Source organism: Candidatus Roizmanbacteria bacterium CG_4_9_14_0_2_um_filter_38_17 (genome assembly GCA_002788855.1).
Taxonomy (GTDB): domain Bacteria; phylum Patescibacteriota; class Microgenomatia.
This window is the reverse complement of sequence record PFSB01000008.1, coordinates 1-25,524: the sequence shown is the minus strand read 5'-3', so window position 1 is coordinate 25,524 and position 25,524 is coordinate 1. Positions and strand designations below refer to the sequence as shown.

Here is a 25,524-nt window from a genome sequence, read left to right as displayed (position 1 = left end):
GATTATTACTTCCGTATACAATTAGGTTAATATTTGAGTATACCCTGGTCATATATAGCTTGAGCTTGCTCAAATGGGCTAGTTTTGTTAAAATGAAGCGTAGGTGGGTTTGTTGCCCGTCTTATTTATTATTTACATATGGCAATAGTACGATCAGAGTTTGCGTTAGCATTGAATCAGGTTGCCTCCGAAAGAGGCATTGATCCAAAGGTTGTTCTTGAATCTATCGAGCAGGCAATACTGGCTGCTTATCATAAGGACTATGGAACTGATGAACCAGATCTTAAAGATGACGAAAATGCAGAGAATAGTGAGGAGTTTGAAGAAACTATTAAGATCAAGCTCGATCCAGTTACTGGTGGGGCAAAACTAGTTCAAGATGGTAAAGATATTACCCCTGCTGGCTTTGGGCGAATTGCAGCTCAAACAGCTAAGCAAGTAATATTGCAGAGAGTGCGTGAAGCAGAAAAATCTTCAATTATGACTGACTACCAAGATAAAGTAGGAACAGTAATAAATGGCATGGTACTTCGGATTGATGGACCAAATGTATTAATAGATATTGGTCGAGCACAAGGAATAATGCCTCCTCGAGAACAAATTCCCTCTGAAGACTATTCGAAGAATAAACGTATTGCTGTATATGTCAAAGAAATTCGTGAGGGGCGCCGTGGTAATGAAATTATTGTATCTCGCGGGGATAAGAGCTTAGTTGAAGGTTTGTTTCGTAATGAGGTTCCTGAGGTTGCTCAAGGTGCTGTTCAAATTAAAGCTACTGCTCGTGAAGCTGGTTCTCGTACAAAGATAGCTGTATTTTCAGATCAGCAAGGAGTAGATCCGGTGGGTTCTTGTGTTGGTCAGAAAGGTGTTCGGGTACAAGCTGTAATAAATGAGCTTGGAGGAGAAGAGAAAATAGATGTTATTGCCTGGAGCGATAATATTGAACAATTTATTCGCCAATCGTTAGCTCCAGCTGATGAATTAACGGTTAAGATAAATGAGGAAGAGAAACACGCTCTAGTATTAGCACCTGAAGATCAATTATCACTGGCAATTGGTAGAAATGGTCAAAATGTTCGTCTTGCTGCACAGCTTGTAGGGTATAAGATAGATATTCGCGATGCTTCTGGCGGAGACGAGAAAGAGAAGAAACAGTTAAAAAATGATGAAGTAAGTGAGGAAAAATAAGTAACATGTTGTTAACTAATTTTCCAATAAAAAAATGGCAAGTAAAAAAGAAAAAAAACCAGCAACTAGTTCTAGTAAGAGACCGCCAATTGTAGCAGTATTAGGTCATGTTGATCACGGAAAAACTTCTCTTCTTGACTATATCCGTAAAACAAGAGTTGTAGAACGTGAGGCTGGTGGAATTACCCAAGGAATTGGTGCGTATCAGATAGACGTGTCACCCACAAAAATTACTTTTATAGACACTCCTGGTCATGAAGCTTTTTCTAAGATGAGGAGTCGTGGAGCGGTTGTTGCTGATATAGCTATTTTGGTAGTAGCGGCTGATGATTCTGTTAAACCCCAGACGGAAGAATCAGTTAAATATATTAAGGAAGCGGGAACTCCCATGATAGTTGCTATCAATAAAACTGATTTGCCAGCAGCTGATCCAGAAAAAGTAAAAAAAGATTTATTACGTGTAGGTGTTGCTTGTGAAGGTTATGGTGGAGATACTGTTGCGGTTAATATTTCAGCCAAGACCGGTAAAGGCATTGATGAGTTATTGGAGATGATTGGTTTAGTAGCAGATATGCAAGGGTTAATGTCAAACCCGCAAGGTGATTTGGAGGGAGTTGTTGTTGAATCTAAATTAGATAAAAGATCTGGAATATTAACAACTATTATTGTTAAAAATGGTACCTTAAGAAATAGAGAAATTATTAAGGCAGGAAATGTTCAAGGTAAAGTTAAAGCATTGCTTGATGAGTTTGGAAAAAGAGTAGATCAGGTTTTACCATCTTCACCAGTAGAAATACTAGGTTTTACTAAACTGGTTCCAGTCGGTTCGGTTGTAACAAGAGTTGGTGAACATGCCTCTACGAAAGTATTGTTGGAAACTAATTCAACTTCTGATACTCATAAAAAGAAAGGAATATTGAAGTTAATAGTTAAATCTTCTTCAAATGGATCATTAGAATCTGTGTTGGAAGGGTTACCAGTTGGAATTGAAGTAATTCGTTCAGGGGTGGGAGATGTTAATCGTGATGATATAGAGTTTGCAATCGTTTCAAAAGCTGCTGTTATAGGGTTTGAAGTTGATGCAGATTCTGCTGTAACACAATTAGCAGCAGACCAAAAAATTATTTTAAGAACTTATAAAATTATTTACCAACTTATTGAGGAAGTAGAAGATGTAATTAAAGAGTTAACAAGCGTACCGGAAGAAGTAGCCACAGGCGTGGCCAAGGTTTTGGCTAAATTTAGCATTGGAGATGTAAATGTGGCTGGAGTGAGAGTGGAACAAGGTATCCTTAGACTTAAGGATATGGTTAAAGTTGAGCATGAAGGAAAAATATCTAGGGGTAAAATAGTCTCTATTAAGCAGCAAAAAGTTGAGGTCAATGAAGCAAAACAGGGAGGTGAATATGGAATTGGGGTATCCTCAGAACTTGATTTTATTAAAGGAGATGTTATTATAGCCTATAATATTCAATAGTGAGTACTATGAGTTTACAACAAGAACTTAATCAGCTTAAATTAGTATTAGATAAAGCACAGAGCATTGCAATAGTTGTTCCAGAAAATGCAACTTTTGATCAACTTGCTGCAGCGCTTGGTCTGTATTTGGGTCTGCTTAAATTAGGTAAATCTGTGTCAGTACTAGCAAGTTCTAAACCCAAGCAGGGAGATAATCTTGTTGGTATAGAAAAAATTAAAACTTCCTTGGATGGAGCAAATCTAGTTATTTCTTTTCCATATGATGAAGGAAGTATTGAGAAAGTAAGTTACACAGAGGAACTTGGGCGTCTGAATATTGTTATTGAACCAACAGATAAACAACTTAAATTCTCAAAAGAAGACGTACGCTTTAATAGCGGTGGAAATAATGTAGACGTAGTATTCACAGTTGGAGTGAGTAAACTTGAAGATATTGGTGAGTTATATGTAAGCCAGTCAGCGCTATTTAGTAGTGCTAATATAATAAATATTGGCAATGGTCAAGAAGTAAGTTCATATGGAAAAGTTAACATTGTTAATCCCAAGCTACCAACTGTTTCAGAAATTATTGCGCTAGTGCTAAAGAACTTAAACGTTGTCATGGATAAAGACATTGCTACTAATCTTTATCGTGGATTACAGCATGCAACTGATGACTTTGCGTCAGATAAAGTATCTGCATTAACATTTGAAGCAGCTGCTTTAACTATGCGTAGCGGTGCTGTACGTATGCAAATACAACCAGCTAAGCAGGTCGCAGATCCTGTAGGGACCGCAGGTCCAGTACGGATCGCAGATCCTGTACGGAAAGAAGTAGAAGAAGCTGTGTTAGTAGAGACTCTCTCACCAGCTCCAGTTAAACAAACAGAACCTGCAACTATTGCGAATGATTGGTTAAAACCCAAAATCTTCTCCACAGACAAGAACTAATCCCTAATTAACTGTTGACGGCTTTGGTTGACTGTGATAGAATGAGCATTCATCATTAAGCCTGGCAGTGTCGCCAGAGTACAAAAGAGCGTGTCCTACGCTTATTTTTGTATTTTTTAATGAGAATACGCTTCGGATGTCAAAGAAAAAAACAATACGACAAAACTGGGGAAAAGTCTTTCCAGAAAATCTGCCAAAATTAGATCTTATTGCTATTCTAAAAGAATCGTATTCTTCGTTATTGGAAGAAGAAATTCCTAGTTTACTCAAGGAAGTTTTTCCAATTGAGGATTATACTGGTAAAAATTGGAGACTTTCGTACAGTGGTTATCACTTTGAGGAGCCTAGCCTTACAGATCCTCAAGCACAATCTAAAGGTCTTAGTTTTACCCAACCTCTATATCTTACAGTTACCTTAAAAAACCTAAAAACAGAAATAGAGTCTACGGAAGATGTATTTATAGGTGATATTCCAGTGATGACAGAGAGGGGAACCTTTATTGTTAATGGAGTAGAACGCTGTATTATTAGTCAGCTTATTCGTGCGCCTGGAGTATACTTTACTGGAGAGCAAGACTCTGTTACGGGTAGAATGTTGTATCAGGCAGAAATTAGACCTGTTCATGGTTCTTGGTTAGAGTTTGCTGTGGGACGTAACGATGTTATTACAGCACGCATTGATCGTCGTCGTAAGTTTCCTGCTACTACACTACTACGTGCAATGGGAGAGACAGTAAGCGATGCACAATTGAATGGACTTTTTGGTGATATAGATAACGATCCCGATCATCAATATATTAAATCGACTATTAATAAAGATACAGCTAAAACATATGAAGAAGGTATTTTAGATGTTTACAAGCGTATGCGACCAGGTGAACCTGCGGTGTTTGATACTGCACAGGACTATTTTCATAATACTTTTTTTGATCCTCGTCGTTATACTTTAAATAAAGTTGGAAGGTTTAAGATTAACAAAAAACTAGAATTGGACATACCAGAAACAAATGAATTCCATACGCTTCAACCTGAAGACGTAACAGCAACATTGCGGTATTTAGTTCAACTGCAGAATGGAATTGGTGAAGTTGACGATATTGACCACTTGGCTAATCGTAGGGTACGCCGAGTGGGTGAGTTGGTATCGCACGTGGCTTTTAGAGTTGGCTTATTCCGGATGGAGAGAATTGTAAAAGAACGCATGAGTTTAGCTGGTTCTAAGGGAGAAATTACTCCTACAGATTTAGTCAATGCTAGGCCACTAATGGCTGTTGTTAATGATTTTTTTCGTACAAATCAGCTATCTTCTATAGTTGACCAAACTAATCCTTTATCTGAGCTAGATAATTTACGACGATTAACTGTTATGGGCCCAGGTGGAATTACTAGAGAACGCGCATCATTTTCGATTCGAGATATTCATTCTTCTCAATATGGACGAATTTGTCCTGTACGTTCACCAGAAGGACCAAATATTGGATTGGTTACATATGCTTCTTTATTTGCCAAGATTGATGAATATGGCTTTTTGCTAAGTCCGTATCGTAAAGTTGAAAAACAAGGAAACAAAATGAAGATAACAGAAGAAGTCGTATATTTAAGAGCAGATGATGAGGAACATCATCATCTTACTCATGCTAGCGTTGAGATAGATGAAAATAATTACATTACGCAGAAACGTGTGCCAGCTCGTTTTGAAGGTGAATTTATTGAAACAGATGTAACAAATATTGAGTATATTGATCTTGTCCCACGCCAAGTTGTAGGTGTAGCCGCTTCGCTAATTCCGTTCATTGCGCATGACGAAGCAATTCGTGCTTTGATGGGTACAAACATGCAGTCACAAGCGGTTCCCTTGTTAAGAGCCTCTTCTCCTGTAGTGGGGACAGGAATGGAAGCAGAGGTACCATTGGCTATGGGGCGTGTTATTAGAGCTCCCGAGTCAGGAACAGTAGAATATGTTGATGCTACTAAACTCATTATGAAATACAAGAGCGGAAAGAAAGAATATGATATTGCTAAATTTACAAAAACAGCTCAGAGCACAACCTTTACACAAAAACCTGCAGTTATTATGGGAGAAGAAGTTGATAAGGGTCAAGTAATTGTTGATGGTCCTGCTTGTGAAGAGGGAGAGTTGGCTTTGGGTCAGAATTTGATTGTGGCCTACATGAGTTACGAAGGATTGGAATATGAGGATGCTGTTGTTGTCTCGGATCGGTTGGTAAGAGAAGATCTATTAACTTCAGTAAACATCGAAGAGTACGAAGCGCAGGTAGTAGAGACCAAGCTGGGTCCTGAAGAGACGACGCGAGATATTCCCAATGTTGGGGAAGAGGCTTTAGCTAATTTAGATGAAGATGGAATTATAATTGTTGGAGCGGAAGTTGGTCCTAGTAGTATACTTGTAGGTAAAATTGCTCCCAAAGGTGAAACAGAGTTAACAGCAGAAGAGAGGCTTCTTAGAGCAATTTTTGGTGAAAAAGCTCGAGATGTCCGTGATACAAGTTTGCGTATGCCACATGGTGAGCGTGGCGTAATAATTGATGTGAAGGTTTTAGATCGGGATGGGGGAGATGAGCTAGAGCCAGGAGTTATGAAGAAGATCATTGTTCAAGTAGCCCAGATACGTAAAGTTACCGTGGGAGATAAACTAGCTGGTCGTCATGGAAACAAGGGAGTTATTTCTAAGGTAGTTCCACGAGAAAATATGCCCTATTTAGAAGATGGTACTGCAGTGGATATTATAATTTCACCACTATCTGTGTTGTCGCGTATGAATTTGGGACAACTGATGGAAGTTCATTTAGGCTGGGCAGCGGGTAGTCAGGGATTTAAAGTAGGTTTACCTGTATTTGAAAAAGTTGAAGAAAGTCGCATGACAGATGAATTGAGAAACGCTGGGCTACCTTTAACAGGTAAAGCAATGCTGAGGAATGGCAAGACAGGAGATTTATATGAACAACCAATTACCGTAGGTGTTGGGTATGTTATGAAATTGATACATATGGTTGAAGATAAGATCCATGCTCGTTCGACTGGACCTTATTCATTAGTAACACAACAACCTCTTGGAGGAAAAGCGCAAATGGGAGGCCAAAGACTTGGAGAAATGGAAGTTTGGGCTCTGGAAGCACATAAGGCAGCTCATACATTACAGGAGATGTTGACAATTAAATCTGATGATGTAGTTGGAAGAGCTCAAGCATTTGAAGCAATAGTAAAAGGTACCACAATTCCTGAGGCGGAAATTCCAGAATCATTTAAGGTTTTAATTAAAGAACTTCAGGCATTGGGATTGAGTGTGGATGCAACTGATGTGAAAGAGGAACAACAAGACTTTAGTGTTCCAGAAGAAAAAGTTGAGGATGTTGAAAAACTCAAAGCAAAAATTTCTGATGACATTGTAGATGATTTAAGCGATAATAAGGAGCTAAAAGAAGAGAGCGAAGAAATTGTAGAGGAGGAATAATTATGGTTTTGTTTAAACAACAAATTAAAAATATAACAGATTTTGGTGGTCTACAGATAAAGCTTGCCTCACCAGAAGAAATTTTGTCCTGGTCATATGGGGAAGTAACTAAACCAGAAACTATTAATTATCGGACTTTAAAACCCGAAAAAGATGGCTTGTTTGATGAGCGAATTTATGGACCAACCAAGGACTGGGAATGTTACTGTGGTAAATATAAGAGAGTTCGTTATCGTGGAATTATCTGTGATAAATGTGGAGTTGAAGTAACACATTCTAGAGTAAGAAGAGAGAGAATGGGTCATATTACACTGGCAACTCCTGTTGCGCATGTTTGGTTTTTCCGTGGGGCCCCTTCAAAATTATCTTTACTTTTAGATATGTCAGCCAAGGACCTTGAATCGGTAATTTACTTCTCGTCGTACATAATAATTGACGTTGAAGAGGACAAGCGTAAGAATGCACTTGCCGACCTTGAAAAAGGACTAAAAGAAAAAATTGAGGCAATTACTCAATTATATGCTCAAGAAAAGGAAAAATTAGAATCCTTATTTAAAGACAGAGAAACCGAGGCAAAGGGCAGTAAAAGTTCTTCAAAAGAATCAACGGAACTGGCTATGAGCGAGCTTAAGCTTAAAGGTAAGCAGCGAGTAGCTAATGTGAGTGAGCGTGAAAATGTTGAAAAGGGCCAAGCCGAAGAATTAATGACGCGTTTAATGCGCTTGATTAAAGATCTTAGACCACATTCTGTTTTGACAGAAGATGAGTACTTTAGTTTAAGCGAATACACTAATCTTGATTTCCTTAAAGTAGGAATTGGAGCAGACGGATTGTTAGATGTGATGAAAAGATTGGATCTTAATAAGACGATGACTAATCTACGCAAAAAAATAGACAAAGTTAAGGGGCAGCAATTAGTAAAACTTATTAAGAGATTGAGAACGATTGAAGAGTTTAAGAATGCTGGAATTGATCCATCTTGGATGATTTGGCGAGTGCTTCCAGTTATTCCTCCTGATCTTAGACCAATGGTCCAGTTATCTGGAGGAAGATTTGCTACATCTGATCTTAACGATCTATATCGTAGAGTTATCAACAGAAATAATCGACTGAAACATCTGATTGACTTGGGTGCTCCGGAGATTATATTGCGTAATGAAAAACGTATGCTTCAAGAATCAGTCGATGCATTGATAGATAAGACTCAACGTCGACGTAGATATGGTAAAGAGCTTAAGTCACTTTCAGATATGCTCAAGGGTAAGCAAGGACGTTTCCGTCAAAATCTTCTAGGTAAGCGTGTTGACTACTCAGGTAGATCTGTTATCGTAGTGGGCCCAGAACTCAAACTTAATCAGTGCGGTCTTCCAAAAGAAATGGCGCTTGAGATGTTTAAGCCATTTATTTTGCATGAATTAGTTGTGCGCGAACTTTGTCCAAATGTAAAGAGAGCACGTACATTTTTGGATGAAAGACATGCGGAGGTTTTTGATATTTTAGAAGAAGTTATTAAAGATCACCCCGTGCTCTTAAATCGTGCACCTACTTTGCATAAGCTGGGTATTCAAGCATTTTATCCTTTACTGATTGAAGGTCAAGCTATTCGTATTCACCCTTGTGTATGTTCTGGTTACAATGCAGACTTTGACGGAGATCAAATGGCGGTACATATTCCTTTATCCAAGGCAGCGATTAAAGAGTCGGCAGAATCCATGACGCCAGTGCAGAACTTATTAAAGCCAGCTGATGGAAGTCCAGTATCTGTACCAAATAAAGAAATGGCAGTTGGGTGTTACTACTTAACTTCATTAGATCCAGAACTTGTTGATAAAAAAGATGAAGATCTAAAAGTCTTCAGCAGTGGTTATGATGCAATTCTAGCATCAGATAGTGGTCTAATTTCTATACGTGAGCCAATTCGTGTGCGATTGAGTGCTGGAAATATAGTACGAACAACAGTTGGTAGGATAAGGTTTAATGAAGTTTTACCAGAAGAGATGGAATTCTTTAATGAAACTGTTGATCAAAAACAGCTGAAAGCATTTGTTAAAAACGCGATGGGTGACTATAGTAATGAGAAAGTTGCTGGAATGATTGATGCGTTTAAGAATTTGGGTTTCTGGGGATCCATTCGCTCAGGAGGATTATCTGTCTCTGTTTTTGATAATGAGATGGTTGCGGACAAAGACAAGATGATCAAAGAAGCTGAAGTACGCACTTCTGAGGCAGAAGAAAATTATAATCAGGGACTAATTACAGATACTGAGCGTCGTAGCTTGTCTAATGATATCTGGATTGAAACTACAGAAAAATTGGCTGATCTTACCTGGGACAATATGTCTTCTACGAATCCAATTCGGCATATTATTCAATCAGGTGGAGCTCGTGCAAGTCGAGATCAGTTAAAGCAATTAGCGGCAATGCGAGGACTAGTTGTTGATCCTTTGGGTAAAATTGTGGAACTCCCTACTAAGAGTAATTTTAGAGAAGGACTTTCTATTTTTGAATATGTTACTTCTACTAGAGGTTCACGTAAAGGATTAACTGACTCAGCTTTGAAAACTGCTGATGCAGGATACTTAACTAGAAGATTGGTTGATGTAGCTCATGATGCAATTATCCGGGAGGATGATTGTGGTGCGGGACAAGGTTTTGAAATTGTTGCATATGATCACCGCCAAGCAACTTTTGCCGAGAGGATAGCAGGCCGCTTCTTAGCAGCGGATGTTTTGGTTCCTAATGCTAAAAAGGTGTTATATAAAGCAGGTGCCTATATCTTAGAAGAAGACGCTGCGAAGATTGCAGAGAGCGGTATAACTGAAGTAGTTGTTCGTTCGCCAATTACTTGCAACACTGAGTATGGTATGTGTGCAAAGTGTTATGGACGAGACTTTGCTACTTTAGAGCAGGTTGAGCTGGGCACACCAGTAGGCGTAGTTGCTGCGCAATCTATTGGAGAGCCAGGTACTCAGTTAACAATGCGAGTTAAACATGCTGGAGGAATTGTTGGATTAGATGTTACACAGGGTTTACCACGAATAGAAGAACTATTTGAAGCTCGTACACCAAAAGTACAGTCGCCTATTGCTGAAATATCTGGAAAAGTTAGTGTGGAAGAGGGGCAAGGTTGGGTAGTGACAATTCAGGGAGTTGGTTCAAGTGATGACGAAACACGTGAATACCATATTCCTCATATATTACAACTTAGTGTTAAAGATGGGCAGTTAATAGAAGCAGGTGAGCAGCTATCTTCAGGGTTCTTAAATCTGCAAGATGTGCTTAAGGTTAGGGGCTTAAGAGGTTCGCAACTCTATCTACTAGATGAGATTCAGAGAGTGTATGAGTCGCAGGGTATTCCTATTAATGATAAGCATTTGGAAGTTATTATTCGCAAGATGAGCGAAAAGGTTCATATAGATACTGCGGGCGATACTACTCTAACAGTTGGTGAAGTTATTAATAGAGATACTTTTGAAAAAACTAATGCACAAATATTAGCTGAGGGTGGCGAAGCTGCAACTGGTAGCGTTACGATATTAGGTATTACTAAAGTAGCATTACATACAGAGTCATGGCTGTCAGCTGCATCTTTTCAGCGTACAACCCAGGTGCTAACTAACTCAGCAACTAAAGGTGATATAGATCAATTACGTGGTCTTAAAGAGAATGTTATTATTGGTCGTCTTATCCCCACATCCCCCGAGCGCGCAGTAATGCTTAACTAATAAGTGTTAGAATGTGGTCATGGATGCAGACTTTATCCAGATTTTGAATTTTCTCCATAAAGCTGAAGGGTTAAAGAGAGAGCTTAGACATAGTTGGCTATCTGATGGTAGACAAGAGTCTGTTGCTGAACATTCATGGCGCATGTCTTTGATGGGAATTCTTCTTGTCCCATATATTAAGCAAAAAATTAATATAGCTCACTTGTTGCAGATGATAATTTGTCATGATCTGGTAGAAATTGAAGTGGTAATTCAGCATAACGAGGCGGATATTTTCTACATGGTCTAAAAAAATAATGAGTATGGTTTAAATCTTCATGGACAAGATAAAGCTGTATCTAAGATTATTGATTTAGTTCTTTTTAATAAACATGTATACCAAGAATGCAGGCAAAAAAATAATGGATGAAGGATTAGATGTAAAAGAATTTGAGAAGGAGTGGGAAGAATTTAAGGATAAATTCTAATCAACACCCGGTGTTAACACCGGGTGTTGATGGATCTAACTAGTCAATTATTTGATCTTTTATATGTTTTAACTCTTTTTGATAATCCGCTTGGTCTATGACGAATTTTTTGTAATTATTTCTTGTATGGAAGTTGTTCAGTATGAGACTTGTTGATATAAAAGAAAGACTGGTTTTTCCGATGTATGATGGATACGAAGACATTGAGTAATCTTGAAGCTGGTCAGTTTGAACTAAATTGGCGGTTGAAGGATTAAGATGAACGTATCTAGAAACATGATACAATTTTTCGTCGCTGTCTATTAATCTAACCTGAAATGCTGATTGCATTAATGGACCGCTCCGTTTGTACTTAGTGTTGAAGTACTTAGCATATGCATTTTGTATAATTCTTAAAAAAGTTGAGATTCCGTTATCTTGTGATTGATGTAGAATCAAATGGTAGTGATTTGGCATAAGACAAAAACATAGAATTTCTACAAGTTGTTTTTTACTATTTAAACTTGAGAGAATCTTTTGTTGTATTGAGGGTATAGATTTACTGTAAACCGAAAAAGTTTTATTAGGATTTACATGATTATAATAGCTAAGAAGTTCCATAAACCTACTATAATTACTAGTTTCTTTGAAGATAGTCATTCCATCTATTCCTCGGTTAAATATATGGTAGTATTGGCCGATTATAAGAGGTTCTTTTCGGTAAGGCATATAATATAGTATATCATAATTTTAATCAACACCCGGTGTTAACACCGGGTGTTGATGGGTTAGTGTGGCGAATTCAGTATCTCGTTTTGAGTATATTCTATTCAATAGTTCTTATTTAGGTTTTGTAAGATATTTTAATTTCTATACGCGAAGAGTTGCGAAGTTTCTTTTTCCGAGCAGATTAAATTGCACCTGGGTTTTTAATTGAGCTAAACTTTCTTTTCGGAAAATTTGATGATAATTATTTGCCATATACTTTAAGTATACTAAAAAAGAGGGGAGCCAGATTTTATATTATATTTTTTGTCTGCGCTTTGTCCTTGAATTATGAGGCTTATAAATCTATCTAGCCCAAGTCCCGAGCTTCCGATGATCAAGCCCGTTTCTCCATTGGGTACGTCTTTCATTCTGTCATAACAGGTAAACACACCGTATTTAGTTTTAATTTTCTTACCTGGTTTGTGGCCAATTTCTTGTGGTAGAATGGTCGTTACTGTGTTTCCAAAATTGTCGACCCACCAAATGCATCTGGGTGCATCTGGTACTTTAGAGATGGAATACTCTTTTGAAGGTATTTCTATACCATCAGTAATCCACTTGGCTAAGCGGGGAACATATTCATAACTTCGAAATTGACTGTCTACAACAAGTTTTCTAAATTCTTCTTGGTGGAGATCTTTTTTAATCATCGCATCTATTACAGTTGGTACATCTGTAAGTTTAATGCTTTTTGTAAGATTAAATTTTTTAGCTAGTGACAGACAGTACCCGTCTATAGTTGCTATGATCAGTGTTTTTTTGTAAAAGAAATATCCAAACGGGGTTCCATTGGGCCATTTTTTACCTTTACCGTCCCGGTGTGCAGTATTGACTATTACAACTCCAGGAGCGCCTCCTGTGGCATCGATAGTGTCTATTAAATTACCGGCTCCCTCTAATTCTCCATTTCCCTCTGAACCAAAGAACTTTAATCGTACGACAGATACGGGAGTATCTAATAAACTTGAATACCGAGTTACCTGCCGGTTTAAGGCATTATCATCACTACAGTCGGTTATTATAGATGTAAACATAGGTTTGTTACGACGTTAAGAGTGCTATTTTACCATGAAGATTTTAGTGGTTGAGCAGGAATTTTATGGTTAGAAAAATGGAGACAATTAAGCTTAAAACCAAGCTAATTTGTTTATTGTGATTTATGATTGAGAGGATGAAATATAGAACCAAAAAAAGGAGTATAAGTTCAATTGATATAACAAGTTGAGAAGATGGCGTGACTCTAAACAAAATGTATAAAAAACCGGTACCTGATAAAACCAAACCAAAATAGAGTGGATTAATTTTTTTTTGGGTAATTTGTTGTCTTCGCGTCATATATACATTGTATAATGCTTATTGCAATGGATCAAAGTTTAATTCTTATAGGGATAATAATTATTGGTTTTGTTATTTTTGCTTTCTTGGTTAGAAAGTGGCTTGGGGATCTAAGTAAACAACAAAAGCCATCTGATGAGCTATTATCATGGCTTAAATCTACAAATGTTAGAATGGATGAGCAGGGGAAGAACTTTAGTCAGTCAATGGAGACGAATACCCGTTCTTTAAACGAGCGACTGGATAAAGCGGCTGAAGTTATTGGTAAGGTTCAGCATAATATTGGTGAAATGTCTGAAATTGGGCGTGGAATGAAGGAGTTGCAGGATTTTTTGCGGTCTCCAAAGTTGCGTGGGAACATAGGTGAGCAGGTTTTGAGTGAGTTATTAACAGAACTACTGCCTAAGCAAAAATTTCATTTACAATATGCTTTCAAATCAGGGGCTATTGTAGATGCGGCAATTCAAACTGGTAATGGATTAATTCCAATTGATTCCAAATTTCCTCTTGAAAATTTTCGCAAATTAGCAACAGCAAAAACGGAGGAAGAGACGAATAACTATAAGAAAATATTTACCAATGATGTTCGCAAACATATTCGGGATATTTCAAAGAAGTATATATTAACCGAAGAAGGAACAATTGATTATGCCTTGATGTATATTCCCTCTGAATCTGTATACTATGAAGTAGTAAATTCGCCAGATTTGTTTGAGTATGCTGGCACGAAGCGCGTGTTACCTGTTTCTTCTACTACTTTTTATGCATATATGCAAGCGATTTTGATGAGTTTTGAAGGAGAAAAAATAGAGAAAAGGGCTCAGCAAATTTTGGCTTCCTTGCGCTCAATTGAAAAAGAATATGAGGATGTATCGGTCGGCATGGGAACTCTACAGAAACATCTTACAAATGCTACTAATATGCTTAATATGGTCACAGGGAGCTTCTCGAAGCTTGGTCAGCGAATCCAAACCACCAAGGCTCTAGGTGGATCAGAAGAAAAATCTCAATTGGAAGAGTAACCTTATTAAGTTGTAGCGAAACAAGGCTAGATTAATGGTTCGTGTTATTGGTGTTAAAATACGGTCCAAATGGTAGAAACAGATAGATTATTGACTCTTTGCGAATATCAGACAGCAAATATTTTATATAGATACTATTAATAGTTGAAAAATACAGGGCCCGGATTTATATATTCATTTGATCAAATATCTCAACTGGAAGAGTAAAAAAGAGCGAAACAAGGCTAGACCCTACATGAAATGGAAGGTCTAGCCTTAAGTTGAGCGTGAGTGTAATTCTTCTAGCTAGTGTTAAAATGATTGCAATGCAAGATATTTTACAAAACTATATTCAGGCTATTTCTTCTAAGTTTTCTTATGAAGAGACAAGTGAGATGGGGTAAGCGAAATATGAAAGGTCCAGCCTTTCATAACCTAATATGTCAACTTAGTACATTCCTGGAATGTACAGATTATTTATGGTTTAGCTACGGTAAATTCAATAAATTCTACCTTTGGTAACTCTCCAAGATGTGAAAATTGACCTTTACTAGGCATTAATCCCACTCCAATTAATTGTGAATCTTTTGTGATATCTAGGAGTTCATTATTCTTACTGCATGAATCTGATACGTCAAATTCATGAAAAAATCTACCTGTAACTGATATATTTTCTCTAGTAATGGCAGATTTATATGCAAATAGTAGCTCAGTTTTTAAAGTACCTTTTTTTGTAAGATATACGAACATAGTTGCGGTTATTGGTTCACCAGTTGTAAACCTATCCATATTTGTAAGATATGTATTTGGTATTTCTACTGAATCTATACCTTTGAAAGCTGTGGAACAGCCATCTTCATTTTTATATAATCTAACAGATCGAAGATCATTTCCTCCAATTTCCCATCTAAACCATGTTCCGTAATATAAGTTAAGATTAATCAGTTTGTTTGAGCGTGGAATAAATTTTATCTTAAAATCAACGGGACCTTTGCAAGGTTTATTATATGAAGCTACCGAATCAATTATTATTGTATCCCCACCTACTTTTTTGGGAGAATAAATTCCGTTTATTTCATTGAAGAGGTAATTTAGCCCTATCCAATTATGTGCATCAAAGGGAATCCAGCTATCAACATAGCAATTGTTTTCTGTTATGTTTGGCGAGGGCATAGGAGTTACATTTTGATTGTATGTAATGAAATTATTATCTCCTAGAACACTGGATTGGTTTATTTCCTTTTTATTATTACTTATTTCTTGTGGGTTAAAAAATTTCAAAATGGTGAACAATATAAATCCTATTAATATACCTATAGATTTATACTTAGCTGGTAGAGGTATCAAATTATGAACTTTATTTAGTTCTCTTTCTATGTCTTTTTCAAATAGATTGCTAGCCATCTTAACAGAATCTCTTTACATATATTCTGTCTTAGAATAACCAGTTATAGTTAGTTTTCCTTGGCAGAAAAGTTGTTGTTCGGAGATAACTTAATTATGTATAATTCTCCAATTCCATCCACGTATTTCTTTTCCCAATCATATCTTTTCCTGTGTACCGAGGGATCAATTCCATTAACTTTAAAAAAACTTGTAGCAATAATTTGACCTCCGTACCCATTTTTGTTGTGGATAATTTTAAACTTATATTTTTCATTTTCGTCGCTTATGAAATGTAAACCTATTTCCCTTTCTACTTTATTCCAATAGAGTACAACATGGTTGTACTTATCCATGATATTTTCTTCGTAAAACTTTGTTGGAAAGCCAAATAAATTAAATTTTGTAATTGTTATTCTACTCTCTGTTCTTTTGTTGGTGTTTATAAATTTCTCAAATCCCATGATGAAAGATATTGTACCAATACTATTGGTGTTACATCAATATACTTATTGTGGTTCTTGTTTAGTTGTTATTGTTTTAAATTTAGAATTCTAGCAATACTTATTTGTGGTTAAAATGTGAGGACAAGATATGTTATAAGTAATATAAGGTGGTTGTTTTTGGTAAAGAATTATATAAGATCAAGAGTGATAGATATAAGAAAGCTAGAGGTGGGTGGTCGAGGATTATTAAGTTGCATTGTGTTGAGTGTGGGGAGTACTTATTTGATTATCAAAAGGATGGAGCGGGGATATTAAAAAGATTATATTTTGACAGAATATTTAAAGAGCTACCAAAAAAGCCACTAAAGTGCAAATGTGGTCAACTTTTAGGAATACCAATTATATATAAGAAAGAAGAACGACCAGCTATTAGGCTTTTTTCTGGAGTAGTTAAGAAATAAATTATAGAGTTGGACTCTATATATTCTGGTCGTTGACTAGATCAGGGTTGCGGACTAATACCTCTCTTGGCTTGGATCCTTCAGCAGCTCCAACTATGCCTGCATCGTGTAGTTGGTCTAAAATCCTTGCAGCTCTAGCATAGCCTATGGAGAGCTTGCGTTGAAGCAAAGAGGCTGATGCCTTATCTGCAGAGCAGACTAGTTGAAAAGCGTCATTAAATAGAGGGTCATTATTGCTGCCAGCGGCTTTCATAACAACGCCATCGCTTCTTACTTTGTCTGCATTTTCAACCACTTCGTTGGTATATTCAATCGGAGTTTCTACACTGCGCAGGAACGTTGTTAAATGCTTAACCTCTTGATCGGAGACAAACACACCTTGAATGCGTGTTGGTTTTGCCTGATCTGGAGGAATGTACAGCATGTCTCCTTTGCCTAGTAATTTTTCAGCGCCAACTGAATCTAAAATAACTCGAGAATCTATAGAGCTTGAAACGCTGAACGAAATTCTGCATGGAATATTTGCTTTCATTAATCCTGTAATAACATCTACCGATGGTCTTTGGGTTGCAATGATTAAGTGAATACCTGTCGCACGTGCCATCTGGGCAATTCGTGTTATGGAGTCCTCTACTTCAGAAGCAGCAAATGACATGAGATCAGCAAGTTCATCAATAATAATTACAATGTATGGCATGGCTTGATAACCAGCATGTTCGTTATATGACTCAATATTTCGTGCTCCAACTTGAGCGAATATTTTGTAGCGTCGTTCCATTTCTCCTACTGACCACCTTAAAGAAGTAATGATTTCCTTCGGTTCAACAATAGGCTCGGTTAATAGATGTGGCATTCCATTATATGATGTTAGTTCAACTCGCTTAGGATCTATTAAAATTAAGCGTACTTCTGCAGGGGTTGTACGGTAAAGAATAGATGTTATCCATGCGTTTAGCAGTACTGATTTTCCTGCTCCAGTTGTTCCCGCAATAAGAACGTGTGGCATCTTTGCTATATCAACCGTCATTGCCTCACCTGCTACATTCAGACCCAATGCAACAGTTAATTTAGATTTTGAATTATGCATGACTTTGTCTGAAAGCATCTTTTTAAGAGTTACAAACTGTAGTGTAAGATTGGGTACTTCAATTCCGACTAAGTTTCTTCCTGGAATTGGAGCTTCGATTCTTATCTGTCCAGTTGGCGCAGAGAGTGCTAACGCTAGGTCGTTGGAAAGAGAAGTAATTTTAGACAATTTTGTTCCCATGGCAATATTAAGAGCGTATTGAGTAACTGCCGGACCAATATTTACTTCTGTTACTTTTGCTTTTATTCCAAAACTTTCCAAGGTGCGTTCTATGATATCTGCATTTTCCTTAACATTGCCAGAGTCTGCTTTTGGTGTCTTCATATCTTCTAATAAATTTAATGGCGGGTAATTCCATTTTTTAGCAATAGCTTCAGGGGTATTTACTATAGCTGAGACTGTGGATATTGAACCATTGTTAGAGCTGTTTTGTGGATCTATTGGAATAGTTCGAGGAATGGTAGGTGACTGTGATGGTTCAAGTGTTTCGGGAATTGGCTGACTTTCTTTTTCCGATGAATTAGTGTCATCATTTCCGCCTTTAATTTTTAGACTAGGCACTGCGCTATCAAAAGCTGGTGTTTTTTCCTCAAATACGTTTTTTATGTCAAAGAAAAATCCGGCTCCAAATAATTTTTTAAGGTAATCAAGAGCATCTACTGCCACGATGATAACTTTATCAAGTGAAGTATTAAATAGAATCATTAATCCTGCAATTGTGAACAGAAGAAGTAAGAAAAATGCGCCGATTGTAGAAATAAATGAGGAAATATTGACGAATACATCTGCGCCAATTCGCCCAGCTTTCGTTAAGCTTATTATTGAAATACTTGTTAATATGAGCCCCATCGTAACATTAGGTCGTGTCAAGCTAAATTTAAGCTTTAACAGCAAGAGACCGATGGATATTAGGATGACTGGAGCTAATATTATTCCCCAGCCAATATATTCAACTATAGTTGTGCGTACAACTTCTAATGGAGAGCTATTGTCTCTCAATGAAAAAAAGATAATACCTGCTACAGCAAATAAACCAATTGCTATAAGAGTATATATTGTGTCTTGTTTAGGTTTAAAGTTAAGTAGTTTTTTTCGTCTACGATATTTTTTCCGTTTACGGTGGACCATAACGTTAATTATACCTTGTTTTGTATGATTACAGGAAGAATTAGTGGGTTACGACCAGTTTTTTCATAGAAAAACTGTTTTAGTTGTTTTGTAATTCTACTTTTTAATTCTTTATAATCCCCGTTTTGCTTATTTAATAAGCTAGCTACGATAGATCTAGCTTCATCAAAAAGAACCTTAGATTCCTTTTCTCCGTGAAAAATGAAGCCTCGAGTAATGAGAGTGATGTTATTTGAAGATATTACCACATTGACGAATCCTTCCTGAGAAAGTTGCTGGCGGTCATTTAATACGTTGCTATCTATATCTCCAATACCATATCCATCAACTATTACATCGTGCAAGTCGATTGGTGTGTCGATATACGCCTTGCCTTCTTGATCGAATGTGACAGTGTCGCCACCTTTAGGTATGAAAATGCTCTTAGGGTTGAGTCCAATGCCGATTGCAATCTTTTTATATTGAGCCATCTGTTTATGTTCTCCACCAATAGGAATGCTGTATTTGGGCTTTGTAAGTCCCAGCATTAGAGCTATATCTCCCTGGGACCCGTGACCAGATACGTGCATAGAATCATGAATATCTGTATACACGACTTCGGTTTCTCTACTACTAAAAGCATTGATTATGCTATTTACAGATGTCTCATTACCTGGAATAGGATCGGCTGAAATAATAATTCTATCCTTGGAGGTGGTAGTAACTCGTCTGTGATCTTCATTAGCAATGCGAGCTAATACTGAATTTGGTTCTCCTTGGCTACCGGTAACAATAAGTACAAGTTTGTTATCTGGTATATTTCCAAGCATGTTTTCTTTAACTTCGGAATGTTTTGGATATTGGAGATACTTTAGGCGTTTTGCCACTTCAACATTGTTTCGCATACTACGACCAAGAAAACAGAATAAACGGTTATTTTTAACTGCTGCATTTACTGCCTGTTGTATTCGAGAGATATTGGAAGAAAAAGTGGCAAAGATAAGTTTCCCTTCCGTTTGCTGTAGTTCTTGATAAAGATGCTTGTCTATTATTCTCTCCGAGAGAGTATATCCAGAATTTTCACTGCGTACGCAGTCAGATAGTAGACATAAGAAGCCATTATTTCCAGCAGCTGCTACGATTTTATTTACTTCAGTTGGTCGTCCATCAATTGGAGACCAATCAAATTTATAATCCGAACCATGATAAAACTTACCTATTGGAGTTTCAATTACTAGATTCGCTGCGTCTGGAATTGAGTGAGTAACGTGTACGAATGAAACTTTGAAGGGACCAAGATTTAATTTTTGGTCATTATCTACAACTTTGACAATATTTGGTAATCCAAATTCTCGCATGTTTGCTTCGGCTAGCGCAGCTGTCAGTCTTGTTCCGTATAGTGGAGGATTCTTGAGCAGAGGTGCAATATATTTAAGGGCTCCAATGTGATCCATGTGTCCGTGTGTAAGTACCAGTCCACGAATTTTATCTAGTTTATCTTCTAAGTAGCTAATATCTGGAATAATATAGTCGACCCCTTGCATGGAAGCGTCTGGAAAACCAATACCGCAGTCTACGAGTAATATGTCGGTAACCGTACCCGATTGGCGGTATTCATAACCATACATATTGCGTGTTACATCGTCTGAGCCACCTAGAGGAATAATGCGAATAGAATTCATTTATTTTGTAGATTTAAATAGATTTAACTTCAAATATTTTTGTTTTAGTGTCGTATATGGCAAATGTACCATCTTTAACAGCTCCAGGATTAGCCATTAATGTTTCTTCATCTTGTTCTTGTTTTGCAATATGGGTATGGCCATATAGTACCAGTGCATACATACCGCTTTTTAATAGTTTTTCAGCAATTTCTGGATAATGTGTGAGTGCATAATTTTCTTCTTCTATCTGAACTCGATTCATCTCACGGCGTAGATTAATATCTTTCGTAGATTTGCGGATCCAGCTCTCAATTTTGTCATTTTCTTCGTCCATGTTTCCAAAAACAGCGTAGATCTGTATTCCGGTTAATGCAATGAGCTTAAACGTCTCTAAGGTGGTGTAATCACCGAGTGCAAATATCATGTTACACTCTTGTTCTTTAATAGATTTGAGAACTGATACAAGCTTTTTTTTAGCGTCGTGTATGTCCGAAATTACGGCAATCTTCATGTGGATGACCTTATTTTAGCACAACTATACCTGTGGAACAAACTGTTTGATATTTTCTGGAGTAACGCGTACGGAAACCACTGATCCTTCGATGATAAGTTTTGCAGCTTTTCTGCAAACAGCACCAATTGTGCGTTTTAGTGTTCTTATACCTGCATCGTATCCTAGTGGTCGCACAATATTAGGCCAGACAGAGTTATCAATGGTCAATTGTCCAGGCTGAAGTCCAGAAGCTTGGATAACTTGTGGCAATACATAGTCTCTACCGATGGTGATTTTTTCAGCGTCTGAGTATGATGGCATCTGAATTGGCTCAAGTCGATCCATAACCGCCGTAGATATTCCTCTGGTATTGTTAGCGGTGGCTATGAATAAGGCATTGCTTAAATTTACGGGATAATCAATATAGTGGTCAGTAAAAGCGGCATTTTGCTCCGGGTCTAATAGTTCGACTAAGACTCCCATGATGTCGGTGCGGGCTCCCTCAGCTACTCGATCAATTTCGTCAAGCAATATAACGGGGTTGTAACTTCCCGCTCTTTGTAGCGCTTTGATAACTTGTCCTGGTTCAGCTTCAGCGTGTTGGCGCGATTGCCCTCTTAGATCTAATGCAGACCCCATACCACCAAAAGGGATACGTACCAATTTTCTGCCCATAGCTTCGGCTATTGAGTAGGCAATGGTAGTTTTTCCAGTGCCAACTAGTCCGACAAAACAGAGAATTGGTGCACGCATAGCACTCTCACCACTTTGCTGTTGCTGCTTTAGTTTCATTACGGCTATATATTCAAGTATGCGCTGTTTTAGCGGGTCTAGGCCATAATGGCTTTTGTGTAATATCTGGGATGCCTGATTTAAATCAAGACTGTCTTGAGTTTGAGTAAACCAGGGAATACGGATAACTTGCTCAATATATTGCTCTACGGAGTCCAAAGTGTCTGATTTACCTGAGTACTTTAATGCTGAGTCTGCACGTTGTAGTAATAGATTAACTTTCTCTTTAAGATCCTCGGGAAGTTTGGTATTAGCTATGGTTTGTTGTAGTTTTAGAATTTCTTGGATAGGTTGTTGATCCATGTCTGTATAATAACACGTCTTTGGTTACGTATGAAGTGATATAATGTAGTTATGATATCTGATAAAAAAATGACACAAATTAAGGAGTATTTTTCTGATGAGCCAGTTGAAATGGTGTATCTTTTTGGTTCTCAAGCGACGAACAAGTCTTATTTTCAAAGCGATTATGATTTTGGTGTTTTTTTCAAAAAAAACACTGGTAAGAAAGAACGATTTGCTAAGCGGCTTGAATATATAGGTGAGCTTGGAAAGATATTAGAACACGATGAAATAGATGTAATAGATCTAAATTTAGCCCCAATACAGCTTCAGTATTCTGCAATATTGCCACGGAAAGATGTTGTTTCTAACAATGATTCTCAGAGAATTAATTTTGAGCATCGAGTAATGTCTGAGTACTTTGATAGATTACCATATATAAGAAGACATAGTGAAATAAGCATTGCCACAATAGCTGAGAAAGGATTACAGTATGAATAATATAGATGCAATAGACAAAGCTAATTTAAGACTAGAAAAGTTAAGAGAGTATCTTGTTATTTTGCAGTCACTCCAAGGAGTAACTGGAAAAGAATTATAGGAAGATATCAATAAAAGAGCTAAAGCGGAGCGATTTTTACAACTTGCTTCTGAAGCATGTATAGATATTTGCGAGCTTGTTATATCTGATCAGCGTTTCCAGATGCCTCAAAACGGACGAGAGGCTATAGAAATTCTTGGTAGAGAACATGTGCTTGAGCTAGAATTTTCAAGAAAATTTGCTTCTGTCGCAAGTTTTCGCAACATTCTGGTGCATGACTATATGGAAATAGATTATGACGAAGTGGCAGATAAAATTAATAACCACCTTGGTGATTTTGATATATTTGCTAAAAGCGTAGCGCGGTTTTTACAATGAAAACAGCACAATTTATTTTTTTGAAATATTACTTTTTACCTATTACCTAAATGTCCGAAAACCTTTTTTCGCATTTTACACAACAATACTCCCTCATAAAAACATTGAGGTTTTCTTTGATTCCTATTCTGACTGAAAAACAGGAGAAAGATATTTTTTATCAAAAGGGTTATAAGAACAGAGATCAAATTCAAAGACAGGATAAAATAGAAAAATTTTTTAACGAAAACAAACAAGATGTTTTTGAAGTAGATATTGAGCGAAAGAAACGATACAGAGCCTTGAAGTATTATCTAACTGAACTTCACAAGTTGTTTATTAAAGACGCACTGGGTAAAGCGAAAGTAAATGATAGTCTTAACTTCTCAAGTTTGTTTGAAAAATATAAAGACTTTGAAAAAGAGAAAGATGACAACAAAAAATCTCAACTTGCCAAAGGGATTAACGAAGAAAAAGCTAGGTTAGTAAAGTTCTTTGGAAATAAAGACGGTAAAGGTGGTTTATTTCAAAAGACCGCAGAAGATTATTATGATTGGCTGAAAGATAATCTCAATGAAAACGAAAAAATTCAAGATAACAAAGATGAAAAGCAAAAAAAGAATAATATTTTACTCTCACAAAATGTTTTGCTGATTCTTGCCAAGAAAATTAAGAACGATAACATAAAAGAAAAAGTAAAGAATGATAAGGATGGTAATAATCTATACGCACTAAATAACATTGAATATCTCAAAAAAGAAGAGTTGAGAAAAGGGACATTAACCGAATATTTCCAAGGTTGGTCTACATACTTCAAGAACTTTAATGAAATCAGAGGTAACCTCTATAAAGATGATGGCAGAAAAGTAGATGAAGGTGATATAGAAAATGATATAAAGATAAGGAAAGCCAATGCAGGGCAAATTACCACCCGCATATTGGATGAAAATTTTGAAATTTTTGTTATGAATTCTATTTGGGCAGAGACAAATAAAAAAAATCTAAAAACAGAAGATTTTCAGAATAAAGATATTGAAGATGGGATTAGCATCTTTACGCCGGAGTTTTACGTTCATTGTTTATTGCAAACCGATATCAATACATATAACGCCAAGATCGTCGAACTAAATAAATTCTTTAATGAAAATAAAAAACCCAATTCAGATATCAAATACCTCAAGACGCTTCAAAAACAACTACTCTTAACAGATAAACCAGATGGCGAAGAAGACTACTTTGTCTACGAAATACTGGATGATGACGAGCTTATAAAAGGACTGGAAGAATTTTCTACTCTTTCAAGAGAAAAAATAAAAGGTATAAAAACCTTCCTACAGGGAAAAATAGAATACAATCTTGAAGATATCCAACTCAATGAAAATCAACTACATTATTTCTGTAATAAATATTTTGGTTCATGGTCATATATAAGAGATTTATATTACCAACAAAATAATATTGTGGATGAAGATCAAGCTAAAAAAGACAGTGAATTTAAAGATAAAGAGGGGATATCCAAAGTTGCTATTTCGCTCCTAGAAATCAAGGAGTTGCTGAATAAAGAGACAGTTGAAAATTTCATAGAAACGATAAAAAACGGCTGGTTTTGCCGTGACTACAAGTATCCTTCCAAAACAAATATTGATTTATTGAAAAACGCAGGGGTTTACAAAGAAGAATCAGGAAATTTTGAGAATTTTCTTTCATTCCTAAAATTTGAACTAGATTCATTATTGAACGGAAGAGCTTTTTTAACCAAAAGAGAGCAAGAGGATAAAGAGAAGATAAAAGCCACGAAGCAATCTCTTAAAAATTCACAAAAAGAGAGAGAAAGAGTTGATGAGTTACTCCTTAATAAATTCTCTGAGGAAAACTTTACTCAAGATATTGCGGATAGTTTTGAAAAGAAGCAGGAAAAATTTGAATCGGCGTTCACCGATCTTAAAAAGGCTATTGAGAATAAACAAAAACTGCAACGTGCAAAGGATTTTGAATGCAAAAAAGCTATCAACGAATACTGTACCAGAATTTCAGATATAAATAGGTACTTTGCTTTGTTTAGTGTACCCGAAGGAGTGACATCTGGGTTTCTTAATACAGTCGTGACAGAATTTAAAGAAGATAATCAGATCGTGCCACTATTTAACGCCATCAGAAACTACATTACCAAAAGACCGGAAGAGACTGAAAAAGTAAAGTTGAATTTTGATTACAATAACTTATTAGATGGTTGGGTATATAAAAATTCAGATCACCCAGCCTCATCAGATTACCATTGTAGACTTTTTAGAAAGAATGATTCAATCTTTCTTGGAATTGTAGGAGATGCTGAAAATAATCTTATAGATTCAAGTTATGAACTAATGGATTATTATCAAATAAAGGGGCAAACTATCTTTGGATCCACCTATGCGGGATTATTTAATGAAAATAAGTACACGCAGGACAGGCAAGAGAAAAGCAACAAAGAACTGTTAAATAATATTGATAAAATAATAGATGAGAAATTAATTGCCGCTTTTCCAAAGGCTGAAACATACATAAAAAAAATAAAAAAAGATCGTACA

At 36.7% G+C, this 25,524-nt stretch carries 20 protein-coding genes; 11 read left to right on the top strand and 9 right to left on the bottom strand.

Annotated elements, in window-relative coordinates; translation table 11 throughout:
- The first annotated feature begins 138 nt into the window (after positions 1–138).
- The 6 genes from nusA (at position 139) to CO050_01690 (ending at position 11,083) form a co-directional block, all read left to right on the top strand.
- Positions 139–1,188, top strand: coding sequence for a transcription termination/antitermination protein NusA (gene nusA / locus CO050_01715; protein ID PJC31909.1), 1,050 nt, complete (start codon positions 139–141; stop codon positions 1,186–1,188).
- 34 nt (positions 1,189–1,222) lie between these two features.
- Positions 1,223–2,665 carry a translation initiation factor IF-2 gene (gene infB, locus CO050_01710; protein ID PJC31908.1) on the top strand — a complete coding sequence of 481 codons (1,443 nt, stop codon included), beginning with the start codon at positions 1,223–1,225 and terminating at the stop codon, positions 2,663–2,665.
- An 8-nt stretch (positions 2,666–2,673) separates the two neighbouring features.
- Positions 2,674–3,597: a hypothetical protein gene (locus CO050_01705; GenBank protein PJC31907.1), complete on the top strand. Its 924-nt coding sequence runs from the start codon at positions 2,674–2,676 to the stop codon at positions 3,595–3,597.
- A gap of 136 nt (positions 3,598–3,733) precedes the next feature.
- Positions 3,734–7,069, top strand: a complete 3,336-nt coding sequence (locus tag CO050_01700) for a DNA-directed RNA polymerase subunit beta (GenBank protein PJC31906.1) — start codon at positions 3,734–3,736, stop codon at positions 7,067–7,069.
- Positions 7,070–7,071: 2 nt separating this feature from the next.
- Positions 7,072–10,794 carry a DNA-directed RNA polymerase subunit beta' gene (rpoC, locus tag CO050_01695; GenBank protein PJC31905.1) on the top strand — a complete coding sequence of 1,241 codons (3,723 nt, stop codon included), beginning with the start codon at positions 7,072–7,074 and terminating at the stop codon, positions 10,792–10,794.
- 19 nt (positions 10,795–10,813) lie between these two features.
- Entirely contained in the window at positions 10,814–11,083 is a 270-nt protein-coding gene (locus CO050_01690; protein PJC31904.1) for a hypothetical protein, read from the top strand.
- A 217-nt stretch (positions 11,084–11,300) separates the two neighbouring features.
- Here CO050_01690 and CO050_01685 read toward each other — a convergent pair whose 3' ends face one another.
- The 3 genes from CO050_01685 to CO050_01675 all read right to left on the bottom strand — a co-directional run bounded on the left by CO050_01685 (position 11,301) and on the right by CO050_01675 (position 13,343).
- Positions 11,301–11,969, bottom strand: coding sequence for a hypothetical protein (locus tag CO050_01685; GenBank protein ID PJC31903.1), 669 nt, complete (start codon positions 11,967–11,969; stop codon positions 11,301–11,303).
- Positions 11,970–12,235: 266 nt separating this feature from the next.
- A complete protein-coding gene (locus CO050_01680) occupies positions 12,236–13,042 on the bottom strand; it encodes a hypothetical protein (GenBank protein ID PJC31902.1) in 807 nt (268 codons plus the stop codon).
- Between the two features lie 43 nt (positions 13,043–13,085).
- On the bottom strand, positions 13,086–13,343 hold the full coding sequence (locus tag CO050_01675) for a hypothetical protein (GenBank protein ID PJC31901.1): 258 nt from the start codon (positions 13,341–13,343) through the stop codon (positions 13,086–13,088).
- A gap of 14 nt (positions 13,344–13,357) precedes the next feature.
- Between CO050_01675 and CO050_01670 the strand changes: the two genes are divergently transcribed.
- Positions 13,358–14,365, top strand: coding sequence for a hypothetical protein (locus tag CO050_01670; GenBank protein ID PJC31900.1), 1,008 nt, complete (start codon positions 13,358–13,360; stop codon positions 14,363–14,365).
- Between the two features lie 456 nt (positions 14,366–14,821).
- On the opposite strand, the gene CO050_01665 is transcribed toward CO050_01670, so the two are convergent.
- Positions 14,822–15,748 carry a hypothetical protein gene (locus CO050_01665; GenBank protein PJC31899.1) on the bottom strand — a complete coding sequence of 309 codons (927 nt, stop codon included), beginning with the start codon at positions 15,746–15,748 and terminating at the stop codon, positions 14,822–14,824.
- 50 nt (positions 15,749–15,798) lie between these two features.
- The gene (locus CO050_01660; protein PJC31898.1) at positions 15,799–16,191 is read right to left on the bottom strand and encodes a hypothetical protein; all 393 of its coding nucleotides are present in this window, start codon (positions 16,189–16,191) and stop codon (positions 15,799–15,801) included.
- Between the two features lie 149 nt (positions 16,192–16,340).
- Here CO050_01660 and CO050_01655 point away from each other — a divergent pair, with 149 nt between their 5' ends.
- A complete protein-coding gene (locus CO050_01655) occupies positions 16,341–16,634 on the top strand; it encodes a hypothetical protein (protein ID PJC31897.1) in 294 nt (97 codons plus the stop codon).
- 16 nt (positions 16,635–16,650) lie between these two features.
- On the opposite strand, the gene CO050_01650 is transcribed toward CO050_01655, so the two are convergent.
- From CO050_01650 to CO050_01635, 4 genes are read right to left on the bottom strand one after another with little or no spacing between them, the layout of a single operon-like run.
- A complete protein-coding gene (locus CO050_01650; protein ID PJC31896.1) occupies positions 16,651–18,849 on the bottom strand; it encodes a DNA translocase FtsK in 2,199 nt (732 codons plus the stop codon).
- 8 nt (positions 18,850–18,857) lie between these two features.
- A complete protein-coding gene (locus tag CO050_01645; GenBank protein PJC31895.1) occupies positions 18,858–20,510 on the bottom strand; it encodes a hypothetical protein in 1,653 nt (550 codons plus the stop codon).
- Between the two features lie 13 nt (positions 20,511–20,523).
- Positions 20,524–21,003 carry a hypothetical protein gene (locus CO050_01640; protein PJC31894.1) on the bottom strand — a complete coding sequence of 160 codons (480 nt, stop codon included), beginning with the start codon at positions 21,001–21,003 and terminating at the stop codon, positions 20,524–20,526.
- Positions 21,004–21,027: 24 nt separating this feature from the next.
- On the bottom strand, positions 21,028–22,080 hold the full coding sequence (locus CO050_01635) for a hypothetical protein (protein PJC31893.1): 1,053 nt from the start codon (positions 22,078–22,080) through the stop codon (positions 21,028–21,030).
- Positions 22,081–22,131: 51 nt separating this feature from the next.
- Between CO050_01635 and CO050_01630 the strand changes: the two genes are divergently transcribed.
- The 3 genes from CO050_01630 to CO050_01620 all read left to right on the top strand — a co-directional run.
- Positions 22,132–22,560, top strand: a complete 429-nt coding sequence (locus CO050_01630) for a nucleotidyltransferase (GenBank protein PJC31892.1) — start codon at positions 22,132–22,134, stop codon at positions 22,558–22,560.
- 106 nt (positions 22,561–22,666) lie between these two features.
- Positions 22,667–22,978 carry a DUF86 domain-containing protein gene (locus CO050_01625; GenBank protein ID PJC31891.1) on the top strand — a complete coding sequence of 104 codons (312 nt, stop codon included), beginning with the start codon at positions 22,667–22,669 and terminating at the stop codon, positions 22,976–22,978.
- A 50-nt stretch (positions 22,979–23,028) separates the two neighbouring features.
- Positions 23,029–25,524, top strand: a 2,496-nt coding sequence (locus CO050_01620; protein ID PJC31890.1) for a hypothetical protein, incomplete at its 3' end; no start/stop codon positions are given.